Annotated in this window: 14 protein-coding genes and 1 pseudogene; 3 read left to right on the top strand and 12 right to left on the bottom strand. The window is 71.1% G+C overall.

Going from position 1 to position 15,645, the window contains the following annotated elements; translation table 11 throughout:
* Positions 1-138 precede the first annotated feature (138 nt).
* Complete coding sequence (gene glgA / locus AB0F10_RS37760; RefSeq protein ID WP_360636746.1) at positions 139-1,362, bottom strand: glycogen synthase; 1,224 nt, start codon at positions 1,360-1,362, stop codon at positions 139-141.
* Between the two features lie 56 nt (positions 1,363-1,418).
* Between glgA and glgC the strand changes: the two are divergent.
* Positions 1,419-2,654: pseudogene (gene glgC / locus AB0F10_RS37755) on the top strand (glucose-1-phosphate adenylyltransferase); the annotation flags it as partial.
* 241 nt (positions 2,655-2,895) lie between these two features.
* Complete coding sequence (locus AB0F10_RS37750; RefSeq protein WP_360636743.1) at positions 2,896-3,645, top strand: DUF6928 family protein; 750 nt, start codon at positions 2,896-2,898, stop codon at positions 3,643-3,645.
* 178 nt (positions 3,646-3,823) lie between these two features.
* Here AB0F10_RS37750 and AB0F10_RS37745 read toward each other — a convergent pair whose 3' ends face one another.
* The 11 genes from AB0F10_RS37745 to AB0F10_RS37695 form a co-directional block, all read right to left on the bottom strand.
* Positions 3,824-4,522, bottom strand: a complete 699-nt coding sequence (locus AB0F10_RS37745; RefSeq protein ID WP_360636749.1) for an LPXTG cell wall anchor domain-containing protein — start codon at positions 4,520-4,522, stop codon at positions 3,824-3,826.
* A gap of 160 nt (positions 4,523-4,682) precedes the next feature.
* Positions 4,683-5,708, bottom strand: a complete 1,026-nt coding sequence (locus AB0F10_RS37740; RefSeq protein WP_360636740.1) for an AraC family transcriptional regulator — start codon at positions 5,706-5,708, stop codon at positions 4,683-4,685.
* Between the two features lie 37 nt (positions 5,709-5,745).
* Positions 5,746-6,087: a phospholipase gene (locus tag AB0F10_RS37735; RefSeq protein WP_360636737.1), complete on the bottom strand. Its 342-nt coding sequence runs from the start codon at positions 6,085-6,087 to the stop codon at positions 5,746-5,748.
* Complete coding sequence (locus tag AB0F10_RS37730) at positions 6,084-7,490, bottom strand: DUF4331 domain-containing protein (protein WP_360636734.1); 1,407 nt, start codon at positions 7,488-7,490, stop codon at positions 6,084-6,086. Before AB0F10_RS37730 ends, AB0F10_RS37735 begins: the two co-directional genes overlap by 4 nt.
* Positions 7,491-7,542: 52 nt before the next feature.
* Positions 7,543-7,818: a hypothetical protein gene (locus AB0F10_RS37725; RefSeq protein ID WP_360636731.1), complete on the bottom strand. Its 276-nt coding sequence runs from the start codon at positions 7,816-7,818 to the stop codon at positions 7,543-7,545.
* Between the two features lie 318 nt (positions 7,819-8,136).
* Positions 8,137-8,553, bottom strand: a complete 417-nt coding sequence (locus AB0F10_RS37720) for a DUF6232 family protein (RefSeq protein ID WP_360636728.1) — start codon at positions 8,551-8,553, stop codon at positions 8,137-8,139.
* Positions 8,554-8,586: 33 nt separating this feature from the next.
* Entirely contained in the window at positions 8,587-9,609 is a 1,023-nt protein-coding gene (locus AB0F10_RS37715) for an ABC transporter ATP-binding protein (RefSeq protein ID WP_360636725.1), read from the bottom strand.
* Positions 9,606-10,397 carry an ABC transporter permease subunit gene (locus AB0F10_RS37710; protein WP_360636722.1) on the bottom strand — a complete coding sequence of 264 codons (792 nt, stop codon included), beginning with the start codon at positions 10,395-10,397 and terminating at the stop codon, positions 9,606-9,608. Before AB0F10_RS37710 ends, AB0F10_RS37715 begins: the two co-directional genes overlap by 4 nt.
* The gene (locus AB0F10_RS37705) at positions 10,385-11,305 is read right to left on the bottom strand and encodes an ABC transporter permease (protein WP_360636719.1); all 921 of its coding nucleotides are present in this window, start codon (positions 11,303-11,305) and stop codon (positions 10,385-10,387) included. The genes AB0F10_RS37710 and AB0F10_RS37705 overlap by 13 nt, the downstream gene beginning before the upstream one ends.
* A gap of 2 nt (positions 11,306-11,307) precedes the next feature.
* On the bottom strand, positions 11,308-12,435 hold the full coding sequence (locus tag AB0F10_RS37700) for an ABC transporter substrate-binding protein (RefSeq protein WP_360636716.1): 1,128 nt from the start codon (positions 12,433-12,435) through the stop codon (positions 11,308-11,310).
* A 93-nt stretch (positions 12,436-12,528) separates the two neighbouring features.
* Positions 12,529-13,623 (bottom strand): serine hydrolase domain-containing protein, encoded by a 1,095-nt coding sequence (locus AB0F10_RS37695; protein ID WP_360636713.1) that lies wholly within the window; start codon positions 13,621-13,623, stop codon positions 12,529-12,531.
* A gap of 369 nt (positions 13,624-13,992) precedes the next feature.
* Between AB0F10_RS37695 and AB0F10_RS37690 the strand changes: the two genes are divergently transcribed.
* Positions 13,993-15,564: a hypothetical protein gene (locus AB0F10_RS37690; RefSeq protein WP_360636710.1), complete on the top strand. Its 1,572-nt coding sequence runs from the start codon at positions 13,993-13,995 to the stop codon at positions 15,562-15,564.
* Positions 15,565-15,645: the final 81 nt, after the last annotated feature.

The raw sequence follows: 15,645 nt of genomic DNA, 5'->3' as shown, positions 1-15,645 counted from the left end.
CGCCTCCCCCGGCACGCCGTCGTTCGCCACCGACGGCCGGGTGTGGCTCGCCGGGGACGCCTTCGGCCGGCCGCGCGCGCAGACGGCCTGGCTGTCGGGCCGGGCCGTCGCGCGGGCGATAATTCAGAGCACCGAAATTCAGAGCACCGAGCGGTAGACCTCGAGGGTGTCCACGGCGATCCGCGACCAGCTGAAGTGCTCGACGGCCCGGCGGCGCCCGGCCAGGCCCATCTGCGCGGCCCGGGCCGGGTCCTCGATCAGCCTGGTCATCGCCGCGGCCAGGTCCGCCACGAAGCGGTCCGGGTCGACGGGCGTGCCGGTGCCGTCCGCGACCTGCTCGATTCCGACCAGCAGGCCGGTCTCGCCGTCCGCGACGACCTCCGGGATGCCGCCGGTCGCGGTGGCGACCACGGCGGTCTCGCAGGCCATCGCCTCCAGGTTGACGATCCCCATCGGCTCGTAGATCGACGGGCAGACGAAGACGGTCGCGTGCGTCAGCACCTGCACGACCTCGTGCTTCGGCAGCATCTCCTGCACCCAGACGACACCCTTGGGGTCGCGGGCGTCGCGCAGCCGGGACGCCAGCTCCTCGACCTCGGCGGCGATCTCCGGCGTGTCCGGCGCGCCCGCGAGCAGCACGATCTGGGTCTCCGGCGGCAGGTCGTGGCAGGCCCGCATCAGGTACGGCAGGCCCTTCTGCCGGGTGATCCGGCCGACGAAGACCACGCTGGGGCGGCCCAGGTCGATGCCGAGCCGCTCGACGACGTCGGTCCCGCGGTCCGGCGCGTACTGCCGCGTGTCGATCCCGTTGTAGACCACCCGGATCCGGTCCGGGTCGACGCCCGGGTACGCGGTCAGCACGTCCCGCTTCATCCCGCCGGAGACGGCCACGATGGCGTCGGCGCCCTCGATGGCGGTGCGCTCGCAGAACGACGAGAGCGCGTAGCCGCCGCCCAGCTGCTCGGCCTTCCAGGGGCGCAGCGGCTCGAGGCTGTGCGTGGTGACGACGTGCGGGACGCCGTACAGCAGCTTCGCGGTGTGACCGGCGAAGTTCGCGTACCAGGTGTGGCTGTGCACGATGTCGGTGCCCGCGCAGCCGGCCGCCATCGACAGGTCGACGCCCATGGTGCGCAGGGCCGCGTTGGCGCCGGACAGCGAGGCGGGCTCGGCATGCGCCGTCACCCCCGGCTCGTCGCGCTCGGCCCCGAAACAGTGCACCCGTACGTCGGCGAGCGGGCGCAGGTCCCGGGCCAGGTACTCGACGTGCACCCCGGCGCCGCCGTAAACCTCCGGGGGGTATTCCCGGGTGAGCAGGTCGACGCGGATGCCCGCGCTGTTCGGGGTGGAACGCGAGTCGGTCACGTGCGCAGAATAGCCGCTTCGACTGGCGCGAGCGCACGCGGAAAGTTAGCGTCACGGTCATGGCTGTCAAGGTGCTCGCGATCGTGCTCGCAGGAGGCGAAGGCAAGCGCCTGATGCCCCTCACCGCGGACCGGGCCAAGCCCGGCGTCCCCTTCGGCGGCATCTACCGCATGATCGACTTTGTGCTCTCGAACCTGGCCGGCGGCGGGTTCCTGAAGATCGTCGTGCTGACCCAGTACAAGTCCCACTCGCTCGACCGGCACATCACCAAGACCTGGCGGATGTCGACGCTGCTCGGCAACTACGTGACGCCCGTACCGGCGCAGCAGCGGCTCGGCCCGCGCTGGTTCGCCGGCTCCGCGGACGCCATCTACCAGAGCCTCAACCTGATCAACGACGAGAGCCCCGACTACGTCATCGTGTTCGGCGCGGACCACATCTACCGCATGGATCCGAAGCAGATGGTCGACGACCACATCGCCTCCGGGGCGGCGGTGACGGTCGCGGGCATCCGCCAGCCCAAGTCGATGTCCGACCAGTTCGGCGTCATCGACGTGGGCCCCGACGGCAAGAAGATCCGCGCGTTCCGCGAGAAGCCGGTCGACGTCGACGGCCTGCCGGACGCACCGGACGAGATCTTCGCCTCGATGGGAAACTACGTCTTCACCACCCGGGCGCTGTGCGACGCCGTCACCGCCGACGCGCAGAACCCGGACAGCAAGCACGACATGGGCGGCAACATCATCCCGATGCTCGTCGAGCGCGGCGAGGCCAACGTCTACGACTTCCGCGACAACGACGTGCCGGGCAGCACCGAACGCGACCGCGGCTACTGGCGCGACGTGGGAACGCTGGACTCGTTCTACGACGCGCACATGGACCTGATCGCCACCCTGCCGGTCTTCAACCTCTACAACATGGATTGGCCGATCTTCACCAACTACGGCTCGTGGCCGCCGGCGAAGTTCGTGCACGGCTACGACGACCGGCAGGGCCGGGCGGTCGAGTCGATGATCTCCCCCGGTGTGGTGGTCTCGGGTGGCCTGGTCGAGCGGTCGGTGGTCTCGCCGAACGTGCGGGTGAACTCGTGGTCGCACGTGGAGGGTTCGGTGCTGATGGAGGGCGTCCAGGTCGGGCGGCGGGCGGTGGTCCGAAACGCGATCATCGACAAGAACGTGGTCATTCCGGAGGGTGCGGAGATCGGGGTCGATCTGGATCGCGATCGGAAGCGGTACACGGTCTCGGAGGCCGGGATCATCGTGGTCGGAAAGGGTCAGCGGGTCGAGCTCTAGGCCGTTGCCCCGGGTGGTCCCCTTGCGGTGAGGGATCGGGCTTCCGCGCTGTGGGCGCTGCGGGAGGTCCCGTCGGGCAGGCCGGAGTGGGTGGTGGGTCAGGCGGACGCACCTCGCCGGTTGCGGTCAGTGGCTCTCGCTTTGCGTCCGCGGTCAGAGATCCTCGCCTGCTTTCTCCTCGGCGAGCAGACTGCTCGGCCCGTAGTGTGCGTGATCATCGCCGCGGGAGACGAGGGGTTCCATGGGTGCGAATACCGCGCTGCTTGCTTTTGCCGAGGGCGACCTGCGTCCCGCGCTGCGGGGGGCGGTGGGAGCCGACCCGGCGGAGGTCCTCGACCTTGTGCGCGGAATGCACATCGGCTACGAGGTGACGCCGATCGGTGACGGCCTGCTCGGTGAGGACGTTTACCCGCCGGACGACACCAGCTATGCGACCGCGCTGGCCGGCGCCGAGTTGTTCTGCGATCGCCGGCTCGTCTGCGACCCGCCGTCGCAACTGCCGGCCACTTTGCTCCGTGCCGGAGCCGACCGGCGGATCATCATGCACGGGATGCACTCGGTCTCTGATCGGCTGTACTTCGCGGTGTGGGAGAACGGTTCTCTGGTCCGCTCGCTGAGCGTTTCTCCGGACGCCGGCATCACCGAGAACATCGGCGAACCGTACGACTTCGAGCGTCCGTACTGGGCGGGTGAGCGGCCGGTCGAATCGACGTTGTCCGGGGATCCGTACCCGCTGCCGTTTCACCCGCTGGAGCTGGGTGAGGACGCCTTGCGCGCGCTGTTCGGTTTCATCCTGGAAGGGCTTCCCGACCCGAGCGACGTCGACCCGTACGAGGTTCCTGTGCGCGGGTTCCGGGTCGCCGACCCGACGGGCCGCGAACAGGCGGAACGCGAAGCCAGGATGAGCCGGCTGTTGCGGCGCATGGGACCGCCGCGCCGCTACCGCCTGATGCCCGACGGCACATTCCAGGAGATCGGCGCCGAGGCCTGACGCGGCGTCGACCTGGTCACTGCGGGCTGGCGAATCTGTCGCCGGCAGGGCGGCCATCGCCACGCACGCACGGTCCGACATAGCTTGCGGCACGCCTGGGGGTCGCGACGGACCTCGCCGGGCACGGCGCTGATCGCGCCCGGCTCTGCGAGGTGCGGAGCTTGGCGCGTCGGGTCAGCTATGCCACGAAGGTGGAACGGCGGCGGCGTCCGATCAGGTAGCCGACGCCGCCGAGGAGCAGAAGCGCACCGCCGACGCCGGCCAGGGCCCCGATGTTGGCGCCGGTGACGGGCAGCCCGCCGCCTTCGCCGCCCTCGCCGCCGGGGTTACCTGGGCTGGCGGAGGTGGTGGGGATCGATGTGGCGGTCGCCGTGGCGCTGGGCGTCGTGGTGGGCTCGGAGGCGCAGTCAAGCGCACGCGCGGCGTACAGGCCCTCGTTCAGGTAGGCCAGGAGGGTATCGGTGTCCCCGTCGTCGAGCGCAGCCCCCGCGGCCGCCTTCACGTGGGTGCCGGCGTCCACCAGCGTGCGGGTCACCGAAACCCGCAGAGCCGCGTACCAGGCTTTCGGCATGCCGGTCTTGAGGAATGCCCGCAGGTCGTCCTCGGTGCCGTCCAGCCCCTCCTGCAGTGCCGGAGACAGGACGGGCAACGACTCGGCCTTCACCTCAGCCAGGATCTGGTCGGCCAGCACCCGCACCTCGGTATCGGTGGCGGTGTCCAGATCGATGGTGACGAGCTCGCGGAGGTCCTTGAACACCGTGCGCTCGACCGTCTGGCAGGCCGCGTCGAGCCCCGGCCCGGTCTGCGCCATCGCCGGCGCCGCCGGAATCACCAGGGCCAGCACCACCAGGACGCCCGCCGACATCTTCCACCGCATGCAGATCTTCCTCCCCGTTGCCGACCAAAACGGGGAGACATTACCATCGGTGATCAAGGAAGCAGGATGGGGATCGATTTTGCCTGGCCCATGGCTCGATCCGCGGCCTCCGTGCACTCGTCCGGCCGCCGTTGCTCACGGTGCGTGATGGTATCGGCGGTCAGAGGCCGTCGCGGAGGGTCTGGGACGGGGATACGCCGAAGCGGTCGCGGTAGGCGCCGGCGAAGCGGCCGAGGTGGGTGAAGCCCCAGCGGGTCGCGACCTCGCTCACGCTCACCTCGTCCGGGCCGGCGCGGCTCAGCTCGGCGTGCACCCGCTCGAGGCGCAGGCGGCGCAGGTAGGTCAGGGGCGGCACGCCCACGTGCTGGCGGAAGGATTCCTGCAGGACGCGGATGCCCACTCCCGCGATGCCGGCCAGCTCGGCCGCGGTGAACGCCCGGCCCGGTTCGGCGTGCATCGCGTCGAGGGTGCGCTTGACCGTGCGGGGGCGGCGGGCCGTCGGCTGGCCCGGGGTGCCGTCGGTGTAGGGGTGCTCGACGGCCTGGGCGAGGCCGCTCACCGCCAGCTCGCGCCACTGGCGCAGCAGGTGCGGCAGCAGGCTGAGGCCGTCCGCCTGGCGGGCCTCGGCGTGCAGCAGGCGGATCAGGGCCAGCCAGGACCGGCCCGGGCCGCCCGCCAGGCCGAACGTCGCGCCGAGCGGCAGTGTGAGGCCGGCGTGGCCGTTGAGGACCGGGCCGAGTTCGCGCTCCAGGGCCAGGCGGTCGACCTTGACGCTGATCAGCCGGCAATCCGCCGACCAGCGCAGGTCGATGTCGCCGATCGGGCGGAACACCGCCGCCTGGCTCGGGTCCGCCTTCGTCGCGGCGCCGCCGTGCAGCACGTGGACGCCGCCGGTCAGCGGCGCCAGCACGTGGTAGGCCGTCCCGAGGGAGCCGCTGGCGAGGCAGATCTCCGCGCCGTAGCTGATCTCCCCGATGGTGATCGGGCCGAGCTGCACCACCTCGCCGGAGAACGCGAAGCTCGCGACGCTGCCGGTGGGCGTGACCTCTATCGGCCCGTAGTACATCCGGCGGCAGAACGCCCGGGCCTCGTCCACGTCGGTGGTCCGGAGGCTGGCGTAGACCGCCACGTCGCCGCCCGGGCCGCCCGAAACGGGCTCCCGGCCGGCCGCCCCTGCCGTGTCCATCAGCTCACCCTAGACCGGCAGAGGCGGCGAACGCTGCTCACACTTTTGCGGGCACCGGCCATTCGTACTCGGTGACGGCCCCGCCACGGACGTCCACCTCGGCCAGTGACGTCGTGGCGTCGCGCCACACGAGGTAGCGGCCCTCGGCGAGGCTGTCGATGACGACGCTGTACAGGACGCCGTCACGCACGTACCGGGCGCGGACCGCGGCGTGGGTGCGCCGGTCGGGGTCGCCGACCGGGCTGACCTCGATCTCGTGTCCGTGCAGGTTGCTCGGCGTGTGGATGACCAGCGCGCCGATGCCGCGGCCGATGTTCAGCACCACGGTGCCCTGCCCGGACGGGTCGAGCGTGTGGTGATGGTGGGCGCCGGCGCTCACTTGCCCTCGGCCTCGGGGTTGTTGAAGCCGTCGAAGGGCACCCCGAGGTAGGGGAAGCTCTTCAGCAGCTTGGAGCTGGCGTCCTTGACCGACAGTCCCTGCTCGACCAGCGCGGCCGCGGCGTCCGGCTTGAACTTCTCGTCGACCAGCGGCACGGTGACGCCCGCGATCGCGCGCAGCGAGATCGACACGACGTCGTCGGCGACGCGGCGGCCGTTCGGGAAGCCGGCCAGGTCGCCGCCGAGGATGCCGAACGCGTTGGCGTCCTTGGTGGTGGGCGGGATCGCCGTGTTCAGCCGCAGCATGTCGGCCTGCACCGCGCCGGTGTTGTTCTGGAAGTTGTCGATGAGCCCGTCCGGGATGCCGGTGAGCAGGATCGCGACCAGGTCGGCGCGGGCCGTCTTGGCCTTGTTGAGCTCGGCCAGGTTGTCGAACAGGCCCGGGTAGAGCACCGGCAGCAGCGCGCCGAGCTCCGGCTGCTCGACGAACTCGGCGAAGCGCTTGTCCTCGCTCGGCGGCAGGCTGTTCCACAGGTCCTTCTGCGCCATCGGCACGATGACCTCGTTGAACAGCGGGTTGCCGAGCCGGGAGACCTGGACCTGCGGGCCGACGTACACGTCGTCGTTCTTGCGGCCGTGGCGGACCTGGACCTGCCGGCGGCTCGCCGAGGTCCAGACGCCGATGACCGCGCCCGGGTCGCGCCCGCGGACCTTCTTCTTGCCGTCCTTGCGTACGTAGTGCAGCGGCAGCTGGATGGCGATGCTGTGCACGTTCATCTTGTCGGTGGCGTTGACCGCCTTGCCGGCGTAGTTGAACAGCTTCTGCCCGACCAGGTGCTTGTCCTGGAACGGTCGCAGCGTGCCGAGGTCGAAGATCGCACCGAGGTCGACGAAGAACGGGTCGGCCCGCTGGCCGGCGAAGACCTTCTCGCCGGTCTTGAGCTTGTGCACCGCGTCCTCGGCCAGCTTGTCGTAGTCCGGGATCGACAGCGGCCCGACGTTGCAGGGCGGGCACTGCAGCTTCTCGGCGAGCACGGTGTGCTTGCCGTGCGCGTCGACCCGGGTGACGGAGTAGAACTGCCGGCGGTTCCAGTTCTCGCTGTCGAGCGACTCGATCGGGCCGGTGTTGTACAGGAACGTCCGGTCGTTGCGCAGCTCGGTGCGGAAGCGGAACTGGTACGTGAGGTCCGGGCGCCCGTCGCCGTTGGAGTCGACGTGGATCTCGTAGAGCACGTCGTCGCCGAACTCGAAGAAGTTCGGTCCGCTGGCGGGAAGCTGCAGCGGCACGTAGTTGGCGATCAGGGTGACGGTGTCCGGGTGATCCGGGCTGACGAACGCATAGAGGTCGGCGCTGTCTGCCACCGGGTCCTTGCTGATCTCCGGCGCTTCACGGTGCGATGACATGAGACTTCTTCCTTACTCAGGAAACGGGGGTTTTACCGGTGAGGAAGCGGGCTCAGCCGCGCTTGGCAGCCTTGAAGAGCTTCTCGGCGAGCTTCGGGTCGGTGATGGTGACCCGCGAGGCGCCCGAGAACAGGTCGAACGTGCCCTTCTTCGCGTCACGCAGCGAGAGCACCAGCGGCGCGTCGTCGCCCGAGCCGCGCCGCTCGCCGGCCATGCTCAGCCCGGCCACGCCGGCGGCGGAGACACCGACGCCGACGGTGGCGATGGTAAGGACCCGACGGCGTGACAGGCGGGGGAACGCCCGTGTGCCGGAGTGGACACGACTCATGCTCGGCCTTTCGTCAAACGCCCCGGCGGTTTCCCGCCGGTCGCGCGTTTCGGGGGTATTGCCCGGGACAAACGTCGTCGACAGCCATCAGTACGAAGCCGCCACCGCAGCGGTTCAAAGGAATTTTCCAGGAAAGGTTCCCTTCAGGTTCGGATCCGCGCAGGGGACATGTTTGCGCAGCTCAGAGCCCGGATGACCGAAGTGTCGGTCAGAGATCATCTCGGTGACGGGCCGGTCACTCGCGGCAGCCGGCCGGCGATCTCCACCGCCGGGCACCGCCGGCGGCGCACCCGGGAGCGCCCCGGCGACCAAAAACGGTCAGCGCGGCTCGCGAGCGTCCTCCATGGCCCGGAGCAGCGCCCGGGTCACCTGATTGAAGACGCGGGGATCCGCCGAGCCGTAGAGGGTGACCCCGTCGAGGCCGCGGTACGACGCCGTCAGCCGCCACCGGGAACGCGACCGCCAGCCGACGACGGTCAGCGCGGCGACCAGCGCGCCGACGCCGGCGTACCAGCGGCCCGGCAGCGCCTGCTGGACCCAGACTCCACCCGCGACGGCCAGCAGCAGGCCCGCGACCACCCGGCCGATCCGGCTCGCCTCGTGCCGCACCCGGCCCACGTCGCGCAGATCCACGAGCACGAACGTCCGCACCGGACGGGTCTGCCAGGTGAATGTCTCGTCGGTGACGACGGCGTCGGGCCCGCGGTAGTAGGTGCGCACATGCCAGTAGAGCAAGCGCCGCAGCGTGATCGCTACACTACCGAGCGTTCACGTCTCGAGCGCCACGGCAACCGGCCTCAGCTCGAGCCGCACCTGGGCATCCACGGTCAGGCCCGCGAGGCGCTCGCCGGTCACCTGGGCGACCACCAGCGTCTCCCCCACGGCCACGGTGACCCGGCTGGTCGGGCCGAGGAACGCCGTGGACACCACCCGGCCCGGGCCGTCCGGGTCCGGCACCACGTCGACCGACTCCGGGCGTACCAGGGCGGTGACCTCCGGCCCGCCCGCCGCGGCCCGGACCAGCGGCAGGCGGGTGCCCAGCACCGAGACGGCGTCGCCGTCGAGGCGGCCCGGCAGCCGGTTGCTCAGGCCGACGAAGTCCGCCACGAACGCGCTCGCCGGGCGCAGGTACACCTCGGCCGGCTCGGCCAGTTGCTCGAGGCTGCCCGCGCGCATCACGCCGACCCGGTCCGCGATGGCGAGGGCCTCCTCCTGGTCGTGGGTGACGAAGAGGGTGGTGGTGCCGACCTCGGTCTGGATCCGCCGGATCTCGTCGCGCAGCTGCACGCGGACCTTGGCGTCCAGGGCGGACAGCGGCTCGTCGAGCAGCAGCACCTGCGGCTCGATCGCCAGGGCCCGGGCCAGCGCCACCCGCTGCTGCTGCCCGCCGGAGAGCTGGTGCGGGTAGCGGCCGGCGTGCTCGGCGATGCCGACCAGGTCGAGCATGGTCGCGGCCCGGTCGCCGGCGGCCCGGCGCCGCAGCTTGAGGCCGAACTGGACGTTCTCCAGCGCGGACAGGTGCGGGAAGAGGCTGTAGGCCTGGAACACCATGCCCATGTCGCGGCGGTTGGCCGGCAGGCCGCCGATGTCCCGGCCGCCGACCAGGATCCGCCCGCTGTCGGCGTCCTCGAGCCCGGCCAGGATGCGCAGCGCCGTGGTCTTGCCGCAGCCGGACGGGCCGAGCAGGGCGATGAGCTCGCCGGGCCGCATCAGCAGCGAGAAGGAGTCCAGGGCGTGCACGCTGCCGAAGCTGCGGCTCAGGTCGTCCAGTTGCACTGCGACGCCACTCATCGCGAGGTCCTTCGTCGATCGCCGAACAGGGACAGGAGCAGGAGCAGGACGAAGGCGAGCACCAGCGCGGCCAGCGACACCGCCACCGACATGGTGGCGCTGCTCTTGCCGAGCAGATTGATCGCGACCTGCAGGTTGGTGCGGTTGAGCAGCGACGCGATGGTGAACTCGCCGAGCACCAGCGCCACGGTCAGGAACGCCGCGGAGAGCACGGCCGAGCGGATGTTCGGCAGCACCACCCGCACCATCACCGTCGCCCAGCCCGCGCCGAGGCCGCGGGCGGCCTCCGCGAGCGTGCGGACGTCGATCGCGGACAGCCCGGCGTCGATCGCCCGGTAGGCGTAGGGCAGGACCAGGATCGTGTACGCGAAGGTCAGCGTCAGCGACGAGCCGCCGATGAAGTAGTTGACCCACGCGTACACCGGGGCGAGGCCGACCACCAGGACGATCGCCGGGATGGTCAGCGGCAGCAGGCAGACGAACTCGACGAGCGGCCGCAGCCCGGGCAGGCGCAGCCGGACCCAGATCGCCGTCGGCACCAGCAGCGCCAGCATCAGCAGCGCGGTCAGCGCCGCCTGGCCCAGCGACGCGAGGATGCCCTCGGCCAGGTCCGGGTAGGTCTCGCTGAGCTGCGGCCAGTCGACCAGCAGCGACCAGGTCCCGCCGCCCCGGGTGCTGAACTCGAGCATCGCGGCGAGCGGCAGCAGGAAGAAGACGCCCGCGACGGTCAGCACGGTCCAGCGGAACACCCGCTGCCGGCGGGCCCGGCGCGCCCTCAGCCCAGCCATCGCGCGGTCCGCCTCTGCAGCAGCGTGTAGCCGGTCATCACCAGGGCGACCACGACGACCATGCCGAGCGCCATCGCCTTGCCCAGGTTCTGCTGACCGAGGACGACCTCGCTGGTCAGGGCGCCGCGGATCTGCAGCGGCACGATCGGGTTGCCCTGGCTGACCAGGGCGGCCGCCGTCGCGTACGCGGAGAAGGCGTTCGCGAACAGCAGCAGCAGCGAGCCGAGGAACGCGGGGGCGAGCAGCGGGCCGGCGACCCGGGTCCAGTACTGCCAGGTGGAGCCGCCGAGGCTCTCGGTGGCCTCGCGCCACTGCGGCCGGAGGCCGTCGAGCGCGGGCAGGAAGACGATGACCATCAGCGGCACCTGGAAGTAGGTGTAGACCAGCGCCAGCCCCGGCAGCTCGAAGAGCCACACGCCGCCCGCGTACAGGTCGATGCCGAGGTGGTCGCGCAGGAAGACCGTGACGAAGCCGGAGAGGCCGATGGTCGCGATGAAGGCGAACGCCAGGGTGACCCCGCCGAACTGGGCGAGCACCCCCGAGGCGGCGGTGACGACGCGCCGCAGCGGCCCGCCGGGCCGCGCCGTGACCAGGGCGTAGGCGAGCACCGCGCCGAGGACCGCGCCGATCACGGCGGTGATCGCGGACAGTGCGATGCTGCGCCCGAACGCGTCCAGGATGTACCCCTCGCCGAGCGCCTTCACGTTCGCGAGCGTGACGCCGCCGTCGCCGGCGAACGCGCCGATGACCACGACCAGGGTGGGGATGAACAGGAAGACCGCGACGTAGGCGAAGAACGGGACCGTGCCGAGCAGGCTGCCCGCCCGGAGGTGTCCGAGCCCGCGCCGCGGGGCCCGGACCTGCGGTGTGGGAGCCTGCAGGGCCGGGCTGTCCGTTGCGGAGGCCATGCTCAGCCGATGGCCTTCGCCCAGTTCGCGGCCAGGTACTCCTTGGCCTTGGTGGTCTGCGCCTCGGTCTGGAAGACCGGGGTGCCGTCCACCTTCGGCAGCGCCGCGAACGCGGTCGCGTCGAGGGTGCCCGCCTTCTGCATCGCGTCGGCGCGCACCGGCCGGGCCCCGCCCTTGAGCCACAGGTTCTGGCCCTCGTCGGAGTAGAGGAACTCCTGCCAGAGCCGGGCCGCCGCCGGGTGCGGCGCGTCCTTGCTGATGGCCTGGACGTAGAAGGAGCCGAGTACCGCGTTCGCGGGCACCAGGGTCTTCCACTGGACCTTGCCGGTGAGCTTGGTGCCCTGCGCCACGTTGAGGTAGTCCCAGTCGATGACGACCGGCGTCTGGCCGGACTCGATGGTCGCCGGGGTCGGGTCGACGGGCAGGAAGTTGCCCGCCTTCTTCAGCCGGGCGAAGAAGTCCACGCCGGGCGCGATGTCGTCGGCGGAGCCGCCGCTGCCCAGCGAGGCCATCATGACGCCGGCGAACGCGGCGCCGGCCTGGGTCGGGTCGCCGTTGAGCGCGACCTTGCCCTTGTATTCGGGCTTGAGCAGGTCGGCGACGCCGGCCGGCGCGGGCACCTTGCCGGCGTCGTAGCCGATCGACATGTAGCCGCCGTAGTCGTTGGTCCAGGTTCCGCTCGGGTCCTTGAGCGGGTCCGGGATGTCGGCCCAGGTGGCCGTCTTGTACGGCGCGAACTTGGCGACGTTGGCGGTCGCGACGGCGCTGCCGAGGTCGAACACGTCGGGGGCCTTGTCCTGGCCCTTGAGCTGGTCGGCGGCGTTGATCTCGTCCTGACTGGAACCGTCCGGCTGGGCCGAATTGACCTTGATGCCGTACTTGGTGCCGAAGGCCTTGATGATCTCGCCGTAGTTGGCCCAGTCCGGCGGGAGGGCGATGACGTTGAGCTCGCCCTCCTTCTTGGCGGCCGCGACCAGCGCGTCCATGCCGCCGAGGTCGGCGGCGGTGCCCGCCGAGGCGGCGTCGCTGGAGGCGCCGGCGCTCTCCTTCTCGGGCGGCGCGCAGGCCGCCATGCCGGCGAAAGTCGTTACCGCCACCAGGGTCGCGGCGGTGCGGGCAAGGATGCGCACTTCGTCCTCCATCTCATCGGTGCCGACAGGGACGGCACCGCTGCGTGGATCATGGGAGTAGCGGGTGGAGCTCCGGCCGGCGCCGGGCGACGATCAGACGTCGACTGCCTGAACGGCAGCCGCCGCGAGCTGTTCGTTCTCCAGTGCACCGCCGGGTGGGGCGAACCGGTCCCGGGTGTAGCCGTACGCGACACCGCTGCGCGGGTCGGCGAAGCCGAGCGAGCCCGCCGCGCCGGAGTGTCCGAACGCGGCCGGGCCGAGGAAGGGAAGGGTGGTCGTCAGGGCCTCGAAGCCGAGGCCGAAGCGGTTGCCGGTGACGCCGGTCAGCAGGTCTCGGGCGGGCCCGCCGGCGGTGCCGAATTCCGTGATCGTCGACGGGCGCAGCAGCGGCGGAGAACCATCCACGCCCGACAATGCGGCAGCATACAACCGCGCGATGCCCCGTGCATTAGCCACGCCGCCGGCGGAGGCCTGCCCGAGGCGCCGCACCGTCCGGCTGTTGGCGAAGGCGATGAGGTCGGTCGGCGGGTCGGCGTGCAGGTTCAGCGCGATGCCGGCCAGGCTGTCCACCGCCGGCCGCGGACCCGGCGTCGCGGCCGGGCGGATCCGGCGGTACCGCGGCTCGAGGTGATCGGGCAGCCCGAGGTACAGGTCGATGCCGTGCGGTGCGCGGATCCGCTGCTCGTAGGTCTGCTGCAGCGAGCGCCCGGTGACCCGCCGGACGATCTCGCCGGCGAGCGCGCCGATGACCAGCGCGTGGTAGCCGTAGCCGGAGCCGCGCGGCCAGTAGGGGCGCTGCTTGGCGAGCCGTTCGGCGATGATCCGGTCGTCCGCGATCTCGCGCGGGCCGAATCCACCGTCGACCCCGATCAGCCCGGCCCGGTGCCCGAGCAGCTCCCGCACGGTGACGTCGGGGGTGAACTGGGGCCAGTAGTGCCGCACCGAGCGGTCGACCCCGACGAGGCCGTCCTGCACCAGCAGCGCGAGGACCAGGAAGGCGGCGCCCTTGGTGGCGTCGAAGATGCCGGTCAGCGCGGCGCCGTCGTCGGTGTAGAGGTCGACGACGGGGCGGCCGTGCCGGTAGACCGCGAGCTGGGCGGCGACGTCGCCCGGCCGGGCGGCCTCGGCGGCGAAGACCTCACGGACCTTCTCGTAACCGGGTGCGACAGTGCCGTGCACGAAGGACATCGGCGTGCCTCCTTTCCGGCATTCCCATCCTGTCGCAATCCCGGGTCGACGGCGAGGCCGCCGAACCGGGTGACGACGGTGTCTCGGATCGCTTACTGCGGGTACGCTCACGACACCGGTGCGCATCCGGATCCCTCCACCGTTCGTACCAGTCGGACATCAGCCGAACGGTGGAGGTGAGGGGTTCGAAATGGGATGCATATTTTTGCATTAATTCGCGCCTAAGAAATCCTCAAGTTTTCGGCCTTAATTGGCGTTCGGTGAGCCGTGCTCCTAACGTCTGGTTGCCACCGCGGATGGAGGCCCGGAAATGGCCTCCTCTGCTGGCAGCATCAGCCGCCGAAATGGTTTGAAGAAGAGGTGCCACCCATGCGAAGGCCGACCTACCGTCGGGCCGGCACACGCCGGGGCCCGGACCGCAGGATCATCGCCGCCGTCGCCGTACTGGTCGCGTTCGGCGGGGTGATCGGTGTCACCCAGATCTCCAATGCGGACGAGACCAAGACCGCCGCGTGCCAGCCCGCCGCCGAAACCGCCGCCCCCTCGGGCGCGAAGGCCGCGGCCGACCCCAAGGTCGGCACCTACACCGACAAGGACGGCGACGTCCAGCACAAGGGCGACGGCCAGCTCGCCAAGGGCGAGACGGCCCCCAAGCCCGAGGCCGTCGAGGTCTGCAAGACCGGCAACACCACGGCCAAGCAGGTCAACGGTCTGACGATCCTCGCCAACAGCTGCGAGGACAGCGACAAGGAGCCGCACGACGGCTTCCAGAAGGGCGACCGCTGCGTCTCCACCGAGTTCGGTGAGGTCGGCGAGGCCGCCAAGAACCCGACGCTGCTGATCACCGAGTTCCCCGAGACGGTGAAGGCGAACACGCCGTTCACCCTGAAGGTCAGCACCCGCAACCTGGTCCGGGACCGCTTCCTCGCGGCCGGCGCGGGCGGCTACTACGTCGAGAGCTCGGTGCTCACGGCCGAGGGCCTGGTCCGCGGCCACTTCCACACCGCCTGCCGGATGCTGTCCAGCACGAGCGAGGCCGTCGACCCGGCGCCGGTTCCGGCGTTCTTCGTCGCGACCGAGGACAAGAGGGGCGGCGCGCAGCCCGACACCGTGACCATCCAGGTACCGGGTCTGCCGCAGGAGGGCATCGCGCAGTGCGCGTCATGGGCCGGCGACGGCTCGCACCGCATCCCGATGATGCAGCGCGCCAACCAGACCCCGGCGCTCGACGCGGTCCGCGTCAAGGTCGAGGGCGGCCGGGCCGACAACCCCGAGGACCCGCCGGCCACCGAGCCGCCCGCCACGCCGACCGCGACCCCGCCCGCCGACAACGGCGGCGGCGACAACGGCGGCGGCGGCGACAACGGGAACAACAACAACGGGAACAACGGGAACAACAACAACGGCAACAACGGTGACGACCAGGCCGACGACAACGGCAACGGGCAGAACCCCGGTGCGACCGCGACGCCGAAGACCGACACCGGTGGCAAGCCGCCCAAGACCGGCACCGTGACGATCCCGCCGCAGAAGTCGACCGCGACGCCGAAGCCGAGCAGGACCACCAAGCCGGCGACCAGCAAGGACGACCAGTCCGCCGGGGACGACCAGTCCGCCGGAGACGACCAGTCCGCCGGGGACGACAACAAGGCCGACGACCAGGGGCAGTCCGCGGACGACGAGAACGCCGAGCCCGAGCCGACCAAGACGAAGGCCACCGAGGAGGCCGCCGCCGAGGCCGCGACGAACGACGACGACGGCGCGCCGGACCCCGGCCAGGAGGAGACGACGGCGAACGACGCGCAGGCCGAGAACAACTCGCGGCTCGCGCTCACCGGCGCCAACTCGATGACCATCATCCTGGGCGGTGCGCTGCTGGTGCTCTGCGGCGCGGTGCTCATCGGCGCGACCCGGCGCCGGCGCAACGCCAACCGCGGCTGACCGTCGCAACCCGTTGATCGGGCAGCCACCCTACGGTGGGGGGCCGCTTGTCGTGGGGCGCCCCGGGGGGGGGCGACCGCC

It is taken from the genome of Actinoplanes sp. NPDC026623 (assembly GCF_040638275.1).
Lineage (GTDB): Bacteria > Actinomycetota > Actinomycetes > Mycobacteriales > Micromonosporaceae > Actinoplanes.
Note: the sequence above shows the minus strand (reverse complement) of the source record. Positions and strands in the feature narration are given on the sequence as shown.

Bases quoted from the DNA above. Each gene is read 5' to 3' on its own strand.
- AB0F10_RS37750 (WP_360636743.1), top strand. From the start codon at position 2,896: ATGGGTGCGAATACCGCGCTGCTTGCTTTTGCCGAGGGCGACCTGCGT.
- AB0F10_RS37745 (WP_360636749.1), bottom strand. From the start codon at position 4,522: ATGCGGTGGAAGATGTCGGCGGGCGTCCTGGTGGTGCTGGCCCTGGTG.
- AB0F10_RS37740 (WP_360636740.1), bottom strand. From the start codon at position 5,708: ATGGACACGGCAGGGGCGGCCGGCCGGGAGCCCGTTTCGGGCGGCCCG.
- AB0F10_RS37730 (WP_360636734.1), bottom strand. From the start codon at position 7,490: ATGTCATCGCACCGTGAAGCGCCGGAGATCAGCAAGGACCCGGTGGCA.
- AB0F10_RS37725 (WP_360636731.1), bottom strand. From the start codon at position 7,818: ATGAGTCGTGTCCACTCCGGCACACGGGCGTTCCCCCGCCTGTCACGC.
- AB0F10_RS37715 (WP_360636725.1), bottom strand. From the start codon at position 9,609: ATGAGTGGCGTCGCAGTGCAACTGGACGACCTGAGCCGCAGCTTCGGC.
- AB0F10_RS37710 (WP_360636722.1), bottom strand. From the start codon at position 10,397: ATGGCTGGGCTGAGGGCGCGCCGGGCCCGCCGGCAGCGGGTGTTCCGC.
- AB0F10_RS37705 (WP_360636719.1), bottom strand. From the start codon at position 11,305: ATGGCCTCCGCAACGGACAGCCCGGCCCTGCAGGCTCCCACACCGCAG.
- AB0F10_RS37695 (WP_360636713.1), bottom strand. From the start codon at position 13,623: ATGTCCTTCGTGCACGGCACTGTCGCACCCGGTTACGAGAAGGTCCGT.
- AB0F10_RS37690 (WP_360636710.1), top strand. From the start codon at position 13,993: ATGCGAAGGCCGACCTACCGTCGGGCCGGCACACGCCGGGGCCCGGAC.